The 16,000-nt window shown below is 63.2% G+C and carries 12 protein-coding genes and 2 pseudogenes; 5 read left to right on the plus strand and 9 right to left on the minus strand.

Annotation, left to right across the window (positions count from 1 at the left end; genetic code table 11):
• Positions 1-1,365: 1,365 nt before the first annotated feature.
• The 3 genes from SSPN_RS60880 to SSPN_RS55815 all read right to left on the minus strand — a co-directional run bounded on the left by SSPN_RS60880 (position 1,366) and on the right by SSPN_RS55815 (position 3,616).
• On the minus strand, positions 1,366-2,697 hold the full coding sequence (locus SSPN_RS60880; protein ID WP_148272082.1) for a tyrosine-type recombinase/integrase: 1,332 nt from the start codon (positions 2,695-2,697) through the stop codon (positions 1,366-1,368).
• 275 nt (positions 2,698-2,972) lie between these two features.
• Positions 2,973-3,329, minus strand: a complete 357-nt coding sequence (locus SSPN_RS52670; protein ID WP_337466390.1) for a helix-turn-helix domain-containing protein — start codon at positions 3,327-3,329, stop codon at positions 2,973-2,975.
• A complete protein-coding gene (locus tag SSPN_RS55815; RefSeq protein WP_010313853.1) occupies positions 3,317-3,616 on the minus strand; it encodes a hypothetical protein in 300 nt (99 codons plus the stop codon). Before SSPN_RS55815 ends, SSPN_RS52670 begins: the two co-directional genes overlap by 13 nt.
• 138 nt (positions 3,617-3,754) lie before the next feature.
• Between SSPN_RS55815 and SSPN_RS0134100 the strand changes: the two genes are divergently transcribed.
• On the plus strand, positions 3,755-4,009 hold the full coding sequence (locus SSPN_RS0134100) for a hypothetical protein (RefSeq protein WP_010313855.1): 255 nt from the start codon (positions 3,755-3,757) through the stop codon (positions 4,007-4,009).
• Positions 4,010-4,645: 636 nt separating this feature from the next.
• Here the strand turns inward: SSPN_RS0134100 and SSPN_RS0134105 are convergent.
• The 3 genes and pseudogenes from SSPN_RS0134105 to SSPN_RS63345 all read right to left on the minus strand — a co-directional run.
• The gene (locus tag SSPN_RS0134105; RefSeq protein WP_010313857.1) at positions 4,646-6,178 is read right to left on the minus strand and encodes a C25 family cysteine peptidase; all 1,533 of its coding nucleotides are present in this window, start codon (positions 6,176-6,178) and stop codon (positions 4,646-4,648) included.
• Positions 6,179-8,796: 2,618 nt separating this feature from the next.
• Positions 8,797-9,039: a hypothetical protein gene (locus tag SSPN_RS63340; RefSeq protein ID WP_474717004.1), complete on the minus strand. Its 243-nt coding sequence runs from the start codon at positions 9,037-9,039 to the stop codon at positions 8,797-8,799.
• A 23-nt stretch (positions 9,040-9,062) separates the two neighbouring features.
• Positions 9,063-9,233: pseudogene (locus tag SSPN_RS63345) on the minus strand (helix-turn-helix domain-containing protein); the annotation flags it as partial.
• A 509-nt stretch (positions 9,234-9,742) separates the two neighbouring features.
• On the opposite strand from SSPN_RS63345, the pseudogene SSPN_RS47175 reads away from it, so the two are divergent.
• From SSPN_RS47175 to SSPN_RS60895, 4 genes and pseudogenes are all read left to right on the plus strand, one after another.
• Positions 9,743-10,579, plus strand: a pseudogene (locus SSPN_RS47175) (IS701 family transposase); the annotation flags it as partial.
• Between the two features lie 730 nt (positions 10,580-11,309).
• A complete protein-coding gene (locus tag SSPN_RS60885; protein WP_029536003.1) occupies positions 11,310-11,492 on the plus strand; it encodes a hypothetical protein in 183 nt (60 codons plus the stop codon).
• On the plus strand, positions 11,456-11,959 hold the full coding sequence (locus tag SSPN_RS60890; protein ID WP_237710892.1) for a helix-turn-helix domain-containing protein: 504 nt from the start codon (positions 11,456-11,458) through the stop codon (positions 11,957-11,959). The genes SSPN_RS60885 and SSPN_RS60890 overlap by 37 nt, the downstream gene beginning before the upstream one ends.
• A gap of 186 nt (positions 11,960-12,145) precedes the next feature.
• On the plus strand, positions 12,146-12,376 hold the full coding sequence (locus SSPN_RS60895) for a transposase (RefSeq protein ID WP_237710893.1): 231 nt from the start codon (positions 12,146-12,148) through the stop codon (positions 12,374-12,376).
• Between the two features lie 270 nt (positions 12,377-12,646).
• Here the strand turns inward: SSPN_RS60895 and SSPN_RS57990 are convergent, their stop codons facing one another.
• The 3 genes from SSPN_RS57990 to SSPN_RS0134145 all read right to left on the minus strand — a co-directional run bounded on the left by SSPN_RS57990 (position 12,647) and on the right by SSPN_RS0134145 (position 15,941).
• Positions 12,647-13,102: a reverse transcriptase gene (locus SSPN_RS57990; RefSeq protein ID WP_192814558.1), complete on the minus strand. Its 456-nt coding sequence runs from the start codon at positions 13,100-13,102 to the stop codon at positions 12,647-12,649.
• 167 nt (positions 13,103-13,269) lie between these two features.
• Positions 13,270-14,760 carry a group II intron reverse transcriptase/maturase gene (ltrA, locus tag SSPN_RS0134140; protein ID WP_170121576.1) on the minus strand — a complete coding sequence of 497 codons (1,491 nt, stop codon included), beginning with the start codon at positions 14,758-14,760 and terminating at the stop codon, positions 13,270-13,272.
• Between the two features lie 773 nt (positions 14,761-15,533).
• Positions 15,534-15,941 (minus strand): hypothetical protein, encoded by a 408-nt coding sequence (locus SSPN_RS0134145; protein WP_148272083.1) that lies wholly within the window; start codon positions 15,939-15,941, stop codon positions 15,534-15,536.
• Positions 15,942-16,000 lie beyond the last annotated feature (59 nt).

A 16,000-nucleotide genomic window follows, 5' to 3' on the forward strand; every position in this document is an offset into this window, starting at 1 on the left:
GTTTCGGTTTCCGCTCCGCGCTCGGGTCCTGCTGTGCTGCCTGCTCCGTCGGCGCGCGCACCCCACTCCCGCCATCGCCCAGACTCCCGGAAACAGCCCCAACAGCAGCGGCTGCGTCCACCTTCCGCCGCTTAACCCCCCGAGAACTCTCCCCAACCTCCTCCTCCCGCGAACCCTGCCCAGCCGCCCCCCACGTCCTCTTCGTGCCCTTCGCCCCGGCTTTGCCCGCCACCGGCCCGGACACACCACCCCGCCGTTTCAGACCCGTCACCACGGTCGGCAACCCAGACCCCCCGTCCTGGCTCCGCCACCGGGAACCACCGGGCGGCAACACCACCTCCCCCTCCACTTCCACCCCCGACACCGGAATCACCCACACCCCGGCCGCAGCCAGAACATCAGCGGCCTCGGCTTCCTCCCCCTTCTGCGCATCCAGCAGAACGACCCGCCCTTGCTCACCGCCCTCTCCCGCATGCACCGCAGCAATCACATGCGCACTACCGTCCGCACGCTGGTAAATCACCGGCACAACCACACCCACCGGCCCACCGCGCACAGACCGCTCAGCCCCGGCCACACCACCCACCCGCCGAGCCGTCGCCCCGAACGCCACCTCCAACCGACCCGGATCCCGATCACCACCAGCCGGCCCCGCCACAAACTGCCGACCGAACTTGACAGAATTATGAAGCGCCACAAACGCCTCCAGGCAATTCACCTGAAAACGGTCATCACCGGAAACATAATTGGCCTGGTTCACCCCCGGCAGGAACCGATCCCAAGTCCCAACCGACTCACCCCCCGGTACCGAATCTGCAACCGCCCACACCCCAGACTCCACCGCATCCCCCGCGTCCGGCCACACCTCATCCTCCGAAAACGGCTCACCGAAAAACAGACCGTCAGGGCCTTCACCCCCAAACAACCCAACGGAACCCTGCCCCTCGGTGTAGTCGGGGAGGAAACCGGCGAAATCAAACCCCCCGGCAACCGCAGCATCGTCGACGGCATCCGGTCCCAGGAACGCGGGCAACTCGGTCGCGACAAACTCCTCATAAGCACCCGCGTCCAGCATCACCCCAGCATCCGCGGTGCCCTGCGGCACCTGTACCCCCAATTCATCCGGCACCACCCGAGCAAGCCACGCATCCAGATCGACATCAGCCGACCACACGTCCAAGTAGTCCTGATCAGCCCCAGCCCACCCCGACACCCCCTCCGACCCCGCAACCCGATCGGCCACCGGACCACCCACCCCGGTCTCCGTCACCTCCCGGTCCTGCTTCTTCCGCCCCCGCCCCTGCCCCTTCGGTTGCAGCCCCGCCAGCTCCGTCTCCTGCTCCTCAGTCAGCGGCCCCCGCTCCTTCAACGCCTCCAGCTCCGCAACCCTGGCGGCAGCCGCCCTTCCCAGCCTGCGATACTTCGCGACAGTCTCGTTCCTTTTCTTCCAGTGCGCCACCTTCGTCTGGAGCTCCGCCAGCTCCGCCTCTTGCTCCACAGCCAGCGGCGCCTGCTCCGCCAACTCCTCCAACACCGCAACACGATCAGCAGCAACCTTTCCACCCCGGTACCGACCCGCTTGCCTTTTTTTCTTTTTCTGCCACTCCTGCGCCTTCGGCTGGAGCTCCGCCAACCCCCCCCCCGTATCCGACGTGGTACTGCTCGAGTAACCAGGTGAACAGCGCAAAATTGATCGCCTGCCCATTCCGGAGGCGGATCCCGGAACCGTCTGACGTCACCCGGGCCACGACGAGGCTCGTGTCTATGCCGCAGATCATGGAAATGCATCTCCTGGTTCAGCGGTGCCCACCCCTGTTCCTCATCCCCGGCAAGAGCGGGCAGCCAGACCCGACGGCGGAAGTTGGACCGGCGACGCAGTCCCCCGTGGGCCCCGGTGAACACGAACCGCGCGTCGGGATTGCGCTCCCGATGCCCGGCAAGCTGGTCAGCCATGAACGGTGGAAGGTGCACGGTGCGGACGCTGGCTGGGGTCTTCGGCGAACCGAGTTCGAGCCGCCCCCGAACCTCGTGCAGGGCCCCGAATTTTGGGTCGACCTCGATGCGCGGGGCGTCGTCGAGGTAGGTGCGGATCCACTGCAACCTGGCCAGCTCGCCCCACCGCAGGCCGGTGTAGGCGGCGGTGATGGTCAGCAGCCCGGCCTCCGGTGCCACGCGCCCGGCCAGCGCGTCCACTTCGTCGGTAGTGGCGTGGGGACGTTCGGGTCGGTCGTCGAAGCTGATGCGCAGTTTCCGGCACGGATTCGTGCCGATCAGTCCCTCGTCCACGGCTTCGCCGAGAATCATCGAGAACAACACGAGGATGTCCTGGGCGCTCTTGTCGGCCAGGTTCGCGCGCAGTGTTTTGTTCACCCACCCCTTGACCGCGATGCGCGCGATATCGCCCAGGGCGGTGCCGGACCAGCGGGGCAGGATGTGATTGCGGATGTGCGAGTCATAGGTCGCCCAGGTCACGTCAGCGACACGGTGCGCGTCCGACCAGGCACGAATCCACTCGTCAATCGTGGTCTGCGCAAGCCGAGGGTCGGTGAACCGCCGACGTCGCTGGTCAGACTCCACGTCGGCCGCGCGGTTATCCGCATCCTGCTGGGCGGCGAATCCATTCTCCGTGAAGATTGTTCCGTCGTTCAGACGATAGCGGACACGGAAACCGTCTCCACGTTTTTCTACCCACGCCATTGTTGGCTCTCTTTCATGAAAGAGTGGATATGGCCATTCCGGAAATTCGGCACGGCCATATCCACGCTCTGCGGAAGGAAAAGCTCAACCTAAATGTGTTCACACGCCCGAAGAATAGGTGAGCATCATGTCAGGTCGGCGGGAGTCGGTACGGACTCGGCCGAGAGGGTGGCCTCGACGACGCCGAAATACACCGGTGCCGGGACCGTGCACCGGACGGTTGCTGCGGCGAAGCAAAAGGTGGTGTGACACCGCACCTCCCGCGTGAGACGTGTCTACGGAAATGTGTCCATTGAGGATTTTGTATCGAGATCTCCGACGGGGCGCGACGTTGTCGGTGACCTAACAGGACGAGCGGGATGGGTTACGGGCGCCTGGGCTTGGCGAATGATCTCGCGAAGGTCGTCGTAGGAGAAGCGGAGGTGCTTGCCGAGGAAAGTGCAGGGAATCGCGCGCAGACTGGCCTTGCGGCGTAGCCAGGATTCCTTGACCGCAAGCTGTTTCGCTGCCTCGGCAGGCGTGTACAGGAAGGTGGATCGCGAGGCAGGGGTGGCGCTGTCGTGAGGGGCGCCGGTGCGTGGCTGAAGGGGCATCGAGTGATCTCCTTGTAGGTTCAGGGTCACGGGCAGCATGTCGGCGTGTCATCGGTGTTGTTTTTGGGCACCAGCGAGCTTTTCTCGATCTCAATGACGGCCTCGCCGCTGTGCTTCGGGCGCAAGCTGGCGATGACCACATCCGCCTCCGCGGCATGATCGCCAAGGTCGTCGGGCAAGGTGCTGGCTGGCACTGCGGGATCGGGGCCGTCGAAACTCGGTGGCCCGTCGACGAGATCAGCCCAGTACGGCCGGGAGGCCGACTTCGGAGTGGGCGTGAGGTGGACGGCCCGGGCGCTGCGATCAAGAGCCCTCACGGCGGTCAACGCAGCCTCCTTGCCCGCCGGGGCCGCCTGGCCATGCGGCTCGCTTTCAGGACGGGGCTGGCGGGCTGGTCGGGGATCGCTGCGGTGCCGGGTCCGGCCACCAGCACGACCCGCTAGCCCGGCTGGGTAAAGGAGGTGATGATCTTCTCCACGACCGCGGTCGGCGACACGGCCACGGGATCGATCGGCCGGGGCCCGCATGCCCACACCGACGCGGGAGTCGGCGCACCGGAGATGGCCCAAGACCGCAGCTCGGTCCGGGTACGGCTGCGGGCGGAGCCGGGCCGCCGACAACAACTCGACGCCGCCGCGAGCCGTTGCACGCCAGGGTGGGAGGGCAAAACGCGACGCGGAGTCCTCCCGCCGACGAGCGGGTTGGGAATGACCGGGTGAGTTCATAGATGCCTCCGCGGTGGTGCTGCGCGTTGTGTGCTGGTGACATCCCTGAACTCCGAAATAAACACCGGTTGGGGACAACCGGACCTCGAATTTTTCCTCACCAACGTGGCCCGGCCGCAGTCGAGGCAGTTTTCACACAGGATTCGGAAGATAAAAGCGCGCACGCGCGCGTGAAGCGCGATGGCAACAACATGCGCAGACGAGGCCGTAGATCAGTCAGAGCAAATTCTTCCGGACTGCTCGCCGACCGGGCCGCAGGAGGGCGTGTCACGGTCGGCTCACCCGGCCGCAGCTACTACGGAACTACTACGGTCTCCAAACCAGTGAGCTGCGAGTGTGCAGCACACTACACAACGACTCGCCGCAGCCCGGCTTGCTGTCCCGGAGACGGGGCGCCGCGATTCTGCACCTTTTCTGGCGGAAGGCCGAGCTAGGAAGGGCGCGTGCAGCGATTGCGGCTGGCCGTCCGCCGCTGCGGCCGCCGGGCGGCCTCCGGTCAGTCGGGGCGAGCAGCAGCGTTTCTGGCGGCTCCTCTCTGAGGGTTGCCCAGCGAGGACGCGGCCGTGGCGTGTGCGGTGCCCATCCCGCCCGCCAGGGCCCTGGCGGGCGGCGACGTGTCACCGTTCCGGGTCATACGGCGTGGAGTTTTTCGACGGACAGGATCGCGCCCTGTTGTTCGCGGATGATCAGGGCGATGTCGGTGCGTACGGGGGCGGACGGGTCGCGCACTGCGTACAGGACGTGCTGGCGTGGAGGCTGTCCCGTTCCTTCCACCGTGGCACTGTCGCCTTGCCACACCTCGTCGTAGGAGGAAAGCGAGGCATCCGAGGGAAAGTCGTGCTGTTGGCCGACCTCACGCAGAACCGTCTCGAACTCGGGGCTGATCCGGGCCTCGGTGATCGCCACGGGCACCGAAACGCCGCGTTCCAACGTGCGGGCGGCGATCAGGGCTTGCCGTCGGCGGTCAGCCGTGGCGGACTGCGTGTCGGTCTCGGCGACCTGCGGCGGCAGTTCCACGGGTTTGAGGGACGGATCGCCGAGGAGAATGAATTGCGCCAGGGTCTTCAGGCTGAAAGGGTTGAGCGAGGAGTTTTGTTTCACGTAGTCTTGTTGTGCTTTCAGTGCGGCGTAGCCAATGGATTGACCCTTGAGGGCTTCCTCGATGAAGGTGCGGGTGATCAAGTCGGCATACTTGCACGATCCTTGCTGCGCGAATGCGACGTTGGTGCTGCCAAAAAAAGCTGTCGCCCCATTGTCGAGATAGGTGGAACACAGAGGAATTCCGGGGCTGGTTTTGGTTGAGAAAAGTTCTGCACCGTAGCAGCATTGCGGCGCCGCGATGGTCCCATAGGTGATGTTCTGCTTGATATCGTCACTGGCCATCGCAAGCGGGGGTATCTCGTTGCCTCCTCCATCTTTGCTCTCTCCGAACCACTCGGGGTTCGAGAACGTCCCGTGGCAGGAGACGAAATGGATCAACGCGCCCAGGGGGGTCGGCGGCTTCCATGGCGATGTCTCGGGAGGGACAAGATGGAGTGCTGTCGAATTTCCGAAGAGATACGTCAGATCCCTCGCGGAACCTTCTTTCCATACTTCAGCGGAGAGGCCGAAGTAGTTGTCATATTCCTTGCGTGGTGAGGGAACGGATTTCGCGGCGAGCTGGATGAGTCGTACCAGGTGGGCCAAGTCGTGACCGTCCGTGAGGTCCGGAAGCCGACCCACGACGCGACTGGGATTGTTGTAGTTCTTTGCTTCCTTTCCGCCATCGCCGTACGAGGTCTCACTGGCGTAGGGGAGATCGCTGGGCACGGTGAGGTCGACGTCACTGGATTCGTGGTGGTTGGTATGGGGATTGTTCAGTGTCTGATGCGGGATGACGTCAGAGCTACCCAAGATCATGAGATAGTCCGGCTTGGCGGAATGGAACACCTTGTCAATGGTGTCCTTGCTCTGCTTCTCGTCCTTCTCGCTGGTCACTACTGGGGCGTTGTGGTGTGCTACGTCGTCGTTGTTGCTCACGTCCACCACCGTGGTCGTGATCCCACGGTCCTTGTCGGCTTTGATCAGCGCCGCGAGTTCCTTCTGAATCGACTTGATACCGGATTCCGTGTACCCCTTGTTACGTAGGGCCGAATAGTTGGTGACGATTATTTTTATGGCCACAAGAAACTCCTTCGATGTCAGCTGTCGCCCGTGGTTCGGCGATTGGTTCGGCGCTTGCGATAAGAATTGATCTGTTCCCGCGGGGCGCCCTATAGGCTCGAAGAGCGGTTTGCGCGAACCGCACCGAGCTGAATAGCGGCTACGTCGATAGATTCTCCCCTGCTGTCGCAACTTCAGTGTGACGGACAGGGAAGTTACACCGATAGAAGACCTTGCAGAATCCGTCCTATCGAATATATTTCTACGCATCTTTCTGGCCTGCCCAATAGTCCATTGTTGGCCGTGCAGCGCAAGTGGACAGCATCGCCGTTGCGGATAACGTTTTGTCCGCCTACGGTCAAGGCGTCAACAGCGATTCGGGATAGGATTCGGTCATGTATGAAATCGACATAGAGTGCGACGGTTGTCACGCCGCCACTGGCCTGGAGTGGGCCGCGGATGGTGACGGTGCCATCAGAGATAGTAACGTTATATTTGGCATCAATCCCACCCTTGACCCGTGACATTCACTTCGCCGGTGGCGCGAACGTCGAAAGTGTCGACCGAAGAAGACGCGTTACGGTAGTCGACCCAAACATTCGGCATATGGACCGCGAGGTGGGGGTAGTTTGGTAGTAGTCTCTGCCATTGATGGTCACCTTCAGGGTGAAGTTGGTACTGTCCCATAGGCCTGCGTTCAAGGTCCACGTCCCGCCGGGATTCGTGAGTACCTTTGCCTGGTCGTTTCCTTCCTTGTCCCGGTAGCACATCACGTATTGGGCGTTTTTTGAGCCTTCCCGATTCCGATTTACTAGCCACTGGCTCCATTAGTCGACTCCTCGCGCAGAGCCCGGAAAGTGCGGGGATTTCCGGTCAGCGACGCTAAAGGATGCACCTCTTTCCGCCAGACGCCCCCACTCTGGTGGGTGAAATTATCACAGTATTCACTGTCGAAATCGACTACACCGCGCGAGAGGACTTATCCAAGCTCGCCCATATGCGCTAGGTGTTATCAATGTCAGTTCACGAAGTCATCTCCGTAGGTCACACGCATTAGTCGGGTCCTGCTCCTTCGGGCCAGGATGCCCGCCGATCGGGTGCCGGTGCTCCAGGCTGTCGCGACATTACCGCGTTCGAGTTCGCCGGCTTGCGGGCTCTTCGCGGAGCTGGTCGGCACCAACCTGACATGGTGGCACCGGCGTGAACGAAACCCCGGCAATCAGTCGCGGCAGGATTTCTCCGGTGTTTGCGGGAGAACGGATGGGGAAAGCTGTGCTTCACCCGCCTTCTGATGCGGAGGCGGTATGGTCTGCTGCACTCGAGTGATGGCCGTCAAGCTGACCAATGTGTGCACCGGCGGCTGTAACCAAATGGGAATTTGAGGGATTGAGTGTGGATTGGATCACGCCCGGGAGCGTGCGCCAGAAGAATCGTCCGCGTTGGCACAAGTGCCCGGCAATTTTCAATCAAGCGACCTAGCGGATATCTTCCGGAATGCGCCATCATGGAAAAATCGGACTTTGATGCTCTGCAAGAAAAAATGAAGACTGCGGCAACAACGTTGCCAAAAATGGCGAATTCGCCTGAGGACATCACACTTTCCGGCCTGGTGGCGTCACCGTGGAAATGCTCACATGGACCCATACGCGCACCGGCTCGACACCGGGGCGGACCTATCAGAATACGAGATGAGGGCTCGGAGTCCGTATCGGGCCCCGCGGGGGCCAGCCGAGGCGGGTGTCTTGAGTTCGACGGCCTTGGTCAACGCGGAAACATCACAATACTGACATTCCAGCCGCCGGAAATACCGCTTCAACAGTGTGGGTGCGGTCAGCGCGGGATGTCGTCATTGGTTCACACCGAAGAGGTCACTGGTTCGATCCCAGTATCGCCCACAAAACAAAGGCCCTTGGTCAGAGCTCCAAACAGAGATCAAGACCAGGGTCTTTAATCATTGCGCAGTGAGCCGTTAGTCAGCAAATCGTCAGCATGCGATCAGCGGACGGGAATTGGTCCGCCTACCTCCTCTCCATCGTCATCGTCATCGGTGAGTGCCCGAAGAATGCGATCACTGTTGTCGGTGCGGCGGGTGTAGAGGTCGAGGGTGGTCGAGGACCGTTCGTGCCCCATGACGCGCTGGACCATGTTCACCGGTACCCCGTCCTCCAAAAAACCAGGTGGCGTAGGAGTGACGGAGGTCGTGGAACTTCAGCCCCCCGGATGCGCGCCGAGCCACTTCCGTCACCACGCGGGACCGGAACAGGGTCCGCCGGAGTGGCTTGCCGGCGGTGTTGGAGAACACCAGGCCCGAGTCCGCGGGCGGCCAATGGTCGAAGTGCTCTCGGATGATCTCGACCAGGCACGGTGAGCGGGATCGTGCGGCGTCCGGCGCTGGACTTCGGGAACGGCTTGAACGAGGTGTGCCCGCTGACCTCCACGACGGTACGGATGCACGCTCAGGGTGCCGTTGTCCAGGTCGAGCGCATAAGTACACAGCCCGCCGACCTCACCCCAGCGCAGGCCCGCATCGGCCGCGGTGGCCACGACCGCCCGGTAGAAGTCCGGGACCGCCGGCAGGAGCTTGGTCCGCAGGTCGGCGCGGCTGATGATCCGCTCATGGGTGTCGCGCTTGCGCCTCTTCAGGATGCGGACCTCCTCCGCCGGTGCTCCACGTGTCCGTCCAGCGCTGCGCGTGCTTGCCGAACAGCACACGCCCGGCGTGCGGGGAAACGTAAGAGGCCTTGCGCCTTCTGCGTCTCAATCTGGGCGAGGTAGGTGTTGGCCTCGCGCTTGGTGCGGAACGTCTTCGCAGGTTGCTTGCCCTCCGGATCTCGCCAGTTCGCGCGCCACTTGCCGCTCGGGGTGGAGTTGAGGAATCCCATCTGGCGCCCTTTCCCGCCAGCCACGCGTCAAACCGGGCCTTGGGGATGATCCACCGCTTAGCCAGTCGCATCAACGGGATCGCTCGCTCGCGGACCTGTTCGTAGGCCACACCACGGGAAACACCGAGAACCCCGGCAACATCGTCCACCGTGTACGTCTGACGATCCATCTCAGTCCTTCCTTTCGTTGTCATGCTTGCGTTTGCGTGCTTCTCGCTGCCTCTCGGCGATGGCGGCGGCGAGTTCGCGTTCTTCGGGGGTGCGGTGGCCGATGCTGGTCATGGACCAGTCGTTGATTACGGTGGTCGAGTCCTTGTCTTCGATCCCGAGCCGGGCGAGTGCGCATTAGTGCTGGTATTGGCGTCGGTCATCGCGGATCTGCCGGAACGGCACGGAGTAGGCCTGCGACTTGGTAGTTAGCGGGCTCGAATCTCTCCGCGGACATCGACATGACCAGCTGCTCAGCCATCCGCCGCTCCTGCTCGCCCGACGCTGGTGGGAAGAACTCGATATCCGGCTCCCGCACCTCGACGGCACGGGGCGATCCTCCGCAGTCACACCCCAACGCGCCCGGATCTAGTAGGGCTTTGTTAGTTGTTGATCAGGGGGTGTGCGATGATCTTGGTGTGCTTGCTGCAGAGCTTGATCAGGTCCGGGACCGCATGGAGGACTTCGCTGGGGAGTTGTTCACGTCGTTTGGGCGATGGCCGAGCGTGTGGGTGTTGATCATCAGCGGTTGCAGCAGTTCATCACGTCCTCGACGTGGAGTTACGTGGCGGTGCGGCGGCGGTTGGCCAAGCGTGCGGTCGATGTGGTGACACCGGATGCGTGGGTGCTGGATGACACCGGGCATGAAAAAGACGGGGATGCCTCGCCGGGGGTGGCCCGCCAGTACACCGGCACCGCGGGCAAGGTCACGAACTGCCAGATCGCGGTGAGCGTGCACGCGGTCACCGATACGTGCTCGGCGGCGTTGAACTGGCGGCTGTTTCTGCCGGAGGGCTGGGACGACGACTGCGCGACCGGGATCGAGGCCGAGCGCGTCGCCGTCCGGCGCGCGCGGTGTGCCATCCCGGCCGGGGAGGGACATCGCCCGAAATGGCGCCAGGCGCTGGAGATGATCGACGAACTCGCCGAGTGGGGACACACACCGCCGGTCGTGGTCAGCGACGCCGGCTACGGCGACAACGCGGGCTTCCGGGGCGAGCTGGCCGATCGTGGCCTGTCGTATGTGATGGCCGTGAAAGCCTCGACCACCGCCCACTCCGGCGATGCGGTGCCGGTGACCGCCGCGTATTCCGGGCGAGGCCGCCGGCCCGTACCCCGCTATCCCGATCCACCGTCGGCACTGCGTGAGCTCGCTCTGGGCGCGGGGCGCGGCAGTTTGCGCCAGGTCACCTGGCGTCAGGGCAGCAAGAAAACCGCGGGTAATCCCACCGCGAAAATGACGTCCCGGTTCCTGGCGCTGCGGGTGCGGCCCGCCAACCGCGACATCCCCAAAGATGCCGACGGCAGCCTGCCGGAATGCTGGCTGGTAGCCCTACTACGGACCAGTCCGCCGGCACGCCAATCCGCATCGGTACTCACTGGCTTGCGGTTCAGCCGCTCACCAAGCTCCCTCTCGCCACCCCATCAACCCAGGGCGGCAGTATCGGGGCGCGCCTTCTCCCCTTCCACGTAGGAGCCGCAGACCAGGCTCACGCCGCCTTTATGCCGGGCACCGCCTGGCCAGTAAGCGGGTATCCGCCAGGCTCGTCCCGAGGTCCTTTGTCCACCTCGGTTTTGATGCCATCCTCATAGGTTTCGACACGTCAACAGCTACGACGCCACGTCTTCCTGGTCCCCACCTGACGCCTCTAACGGGCGCCTTTTCCACCTCGCTCACCACAACAGGCTTCAACTAATGCAGCAGGTGGCGGTTTGAAGCCCTCCCCCGCAGGACGGCTCCGAAGGGCCAACACTCCTTCATCTCCTACGCAGCAACACATCAAGAAGCCCTGCCTACACCAGCTCCTCTCCGCGCTAAGGACACACACAAAGCCCTACTAAATATGATCATGGCAGAACCACGACCATCCGTATGTCGCCGATCGGGTTCATTCCGCGCCTAACGGGGCGGTCAAAGCCTGTTCCAGCAGCAGGTGAGCTTCGCGCTACGGGCCACCGCCCGCACCGCTGCCCGCCAGGACGTGTGGGGTTCCAGACGTTGGCCCGCGTGTCCGACCTGCGACCATCGCTTGAGCTCGCCAGGCAGGGCATGATCGAAAACCGTGTCCCTGCGTCTGGTTTACCTGATCTTCACACGACTGGTGGGCTGGCTGGTACTGCTCGGCCGCTCGTCGGCGTCGAAGGACGTCGAACTGCTGGTGCTGCGTCACGAGGTGGCCGTGCTGCGCAGAACCAACCCGAACCCCGGATGGACTGGGCCGACCAGGCGGTCCTCGCCGAACTAATCCGGTTGTTACCGAAGGTGCTGCGAGCGAACCGGTGGGTCACGCCAGACACGGCGCTGCGCTGGCATCCTCGCCTGCTTGCCAGGAAGTGGACATATCCACACCCCATCGGCCGCCCACCCGTCGATCACAATGTCGCCATGTTGATCAAACGCATGGCCAAGGAAAATCACACCTGGGGATACCAGCGGATCCAGGGAGAGCTACTCAAGCCCGGCTATCGAGTGGGCACCTCGACGATCCGCCGCGTTCTCAACAGAGTGCGCATCCCTCCAGCACCGACACGATGCACCGACACGACCTGGCGGCAATTCCTGCGCACCCAGGCCTCGACCATGCCGGCATGCGACTTCTTCCACGTGGACTGCACGGTCACCCTCAAACGGATCTACGTGTTCTACGTACTGGAGATCGGCAGCCGGTACGTGCACCTGCTAGGCACAACCACGAACCCGGACAGGGCGTAGACCACCCAGCAGGCCCGCAACCTGCTGATCGACCTCAGCGATGACATCACCGAATTCCGGTTCCTTGTCCGGGATCGGGCCGGCCAGTTCACCACGTCGTTCGAAGCGGTCCTCGCCGATGCAAGCATCCGCGTAGTCAAGACTCCCCCGCGCTGCCCGCGGGCGAACTGTTTCGCCGAACGGTTCGTGCGCACTGTCCGAGCCGAACTCACAGACCGCCTGTTGATCTTCGGTGAACGGCACCTGCGTGCGGCGCTTACGGAGTACATCCGACACTACAACGGCCGCCGACCGCACCGTGCCCGCGAGCTTCGGCCACCACGGCCGAGTTACCCCGTTGCAGACCTCGGCAGTGAGCGGATCAAACCTCGACCGGCGCTTGGCGGCTTGATCAACGAGTATGAGCGCATAGCTTAACGTCGCAGATCAGGCATGAGGAGCCGATTTCTGGAACCCCACAGGTATCCGTCCAATGTGCCCGTGGTGAACCAGGCAACGCCTGGACCGGTCGCAGTAAGATTAGGTTCCTTCCCGCAACAACCCTAGATTCTTCCGGTTCAAGTCGGCTGTCCTTGGTCCACAACAGCGATCGCTCAAGTCCTGCAAAGTTGGCAGTCGCCTAATAGGGCTTTGTTAGTTGTTGATCAGGGTGTGGGATGATCTTGGGGTGCTGGCTGCAGAGCTTGATCAGGTCCGGGACCGCATGGAGGACTTCGTTGGGGAGTTGTTCACGTCGTTTGGGCGTCGTGAGCAGCGGCTCAATCCTAGAACCCTCGTCCCCACAGCGTGCGGCTTCGGTATCTCAACCGCTTTCACCGGAGATGGAAAATAGCTTCCCGAAGACATCCGGTTCCAGATCCGGTACAGATTGCTCCGCAGATCGGCCTCAAATGCCTCCAGCGTCACCTCATCCACGCCCGACGCACCCTTGTTGGCCTTGACCTTCTCCCAGGCCAGCCACACCTCCAGCTTCGTAATCTCAAACGACTTGCCTGACGATCTCAGCTCGCTCACAAGCGACTCCTCCCCGGCCCATCCCGGACCCGGTTGATCGAGTTCACGGCCACAGATGGCCTGGCCCCTTGGCTCCACGCCCACTGCGTCTCGCAGGCGCTTCCCAGCTAACGATCTCAGCTCGCTCACAAGCGACTCCTCCCCGGCCCATCCCGGACCCGGTTGATCGAGTTCACGGCCACAGATGGCCTGGCCCCTTGGCTCCACGCCCACTGCGTCTCGCAGGCGCTTCCCAGCTAATCCCGGTAGGGACCGCCCTCACGGGCGGCCCCCCGGACAGATCCCGGCGTGCGGAATTAGCGCACCGGGCTCCTGCCTTGGGTTCTGGCGGCGAAGCGCACGCTGGGGTAGGGATGCGCTATGCGGGCAGGGGGTAGCCACCACTCAGCGATTCGGCCGTACCGAGCCCAGGTCATGCGATGGCGCTGGCTTCGGCGCCGCAGCGACTCCCGCCATAGCCGTCTCACCTGGTCCCGGAAAGCCGACACCGCATCGATGTTGCCGGGCACGGCGTAGTAGTTGAAGTGTCCCCTCAACACGCTTGCCAGCCATCGCCCCTGCTCGGGGATGGGCCAGTGACGGCGCCGCCGAAGCTCAGCTTTCACCTGCTTCAGCTTCGCCCTCAGCCTCTTTTTGATGGTGATGCGCCGGAGCCAAAAGCGCCCGTCTCTCGTCTTCCCGCCTACGTGGGTGAAGCCCAGGAAATCGAACGTCTCCGGCTTCGCAAGGCCCTGCTTCCGCCGGTTCGATGCCGCAAAGCGGCCGAACTCGATGAGGCGGGTCTTGTCCGGGTGCAGTTCCAGGCTGAACTTCGCGAACCGCTTCCGAAGGTCGCGGAGGAACTGCTTCGCATCACCGAGGTGCTGAAACCCGACCACGAAGTCATCCGCCCAGCGCACAATGATCACATCGCCGCGCGTGTGACGTTTCCTCCACCAGTCGGCCCACAAGTCCAGGACGTAGTGGAGGTACACGTTGGCGAGCAACGGTGAAACCGATGCCCCTTGCGGTGCCCCCTCGATCGTCTCGGACCAGTTCCCATCCTCGATAACCCCTGCAGTCATCCACTTCCGAATGAGCCGCAGGACTCGCTCGTCCGCAATGCGATGCTCGAGAAACCTCTCCATCCAAGAATGATCAAGCTTGGAGAAGAAGTCGCTGACATCAGCATCGAGTATCCAGTTCACCTTCCTCTCGGAGATCCCGACCGCGAGCGCATCCAACGCATGGTGCGGGTTACGCCCAGGCCTGAACCCATAGGAGAAGCCGAGAAAGTCCTCCTCGTACACGGCGTTCAGTACCTCCACCACCGCACGCTGGAGGATCTTGTCCTCCAAGGTGGCGATGCCGAGCGGACGCTGCCGTCCATCCGGCTTCGGTATGTACACCCTGCGAGAAGGACTCGCCCTGTAAGCACCGCTGTGGACACGGCGAAGCAGGTCTTCGAGGTTCTCTCGCAGATCCTGCCCATAGGCGTCCCACGTCACCTGGTCGACACCCGGGGAAGCCTTCGGGTTGATCGCCACATAGGCCGCCCACAGGCGAGGCTGGTCGACGTGATGCAGTAGTGCAGTGAACCGTGCTTCCTTGTCCCTTCGTGCTGCCTCCCGCACACGGTCCAGCCCGCTTGGCACACCGCGCCCGGCACTGCGTCCGGGGTGTGTCGGCCTGGCCGTGTTTCCCTCGGCCAACCCCCTTCCCTCCACCACCTCCGCAACCGGTCCCCCGGCCTTGTTCGGCAGCTTCGCAGGTACTACGGAGTTGTCTGACTTCCCGCGCTCGTTCATCTCAGGCGTGCGGCCTCGGCCTTCCCTGAGCGGCCCGTCCACTGATCAGCCGGACGGGCGAGCGCGGGACCTCCCGGTTCTCGCGCATGGAGGTTCCGTACATGCACAGGGTCTCTGACCGCGCGGGACCCACCAGCGGCTCGCGATAGCGCCACTGACGGTGTTGCCTTCCGCTTCCGTAGACAGCGTCGGCGCCCCGAACTCTATGATTACGCGGCTCAATAGCCTGGCCTGCACGTGCCCCTGTCAACGCTTCGCCGACGCCCTCACGAGCGACGACGCATGACTCGGGGTCACCGTGGGTCGCTAGCCCTTCGGTGTAGAGCTCTTCCATCTCCTCCTCCATACCGGTTTATCCCGGCGCTCCTACGGACCAGTCCGCCGGCACGCCAATCCGCATCGGTACTCACTGGCTTGCGGTTCAGCCGCTCACCAAGCTCCCTCTCGCCACCCCATCAACCCAGGGCGGCAGTATCGGGGCGCGCCTTCTCCCCTCCGATACCCGTATGAGTCCGGATGAAACACCGGCTCTACTAGTTTCTCCAGCCGGGCAGCCACAACTGTCTGCGCCACGCGGTCTCCGATGGTAGGTACGCCTAGAACCCTCGTCCCCACAGCGTGCGGCTTCGGTATCTCAACCGCTTTCACCGGAGATGGAAAATAGCTTCCCGAAGACATCCGGTTCCAGATCCGGTACAGAGCGCTAAGGACACACACAAAGCCCTACTAAGAAACGTTCAGCAGTCATTTTCCGGGCGCGCGAATTGGTGTGGTCAGGGTTGTTCGAGTTTGCCGGCCTCGGTTTTGATGTCGGCCTCGATCTCGGCGCGCTGGTCGGGTACGTCTTCCCACTCGCTTGCCAGGTGAATGAACCCGGTCAGTGATGGTTCGGCGGCCGGGACTTTGCGTGCGAGGCGCCATAGTTGCCGTGCTCCGTCGTAGGGCTCGACCTGGTCTGTCCGGATGGCGGCGGCGACGCTGCGTGCCACGGTGGCCGCGGCGGTTCGATCGTCGAGCGGCTGCGCGCCGAGACCGGTCAGTACCTGGTCGACCAGTGGTTGAAGTTCCTCACGACGAGTGTCGACTGGCGTGAGCGCAGAGATCGCCAAGGCCTCATCCGGCACGGCGGGCGTGCCGGTGAGGCTCGACGCGGCGGCGATTACCTCGTCGGCGTCGGCCATGTCGAGCCGGTAGCGCGCAGCTGCGAGGAGGAACTGGGCGATATCCACGATCTCGTTGT

The organism is Saccharopolyspora spinosa NRRL 18395 (genome assembly GCF_000194155.1).
GTDB lineage: Bacteria > Actinomycetota > Actinomycetes > Mycobacteriales > Pseudonocardiaceae > Saccharopolyspora > Saccharopolyspora spinosa.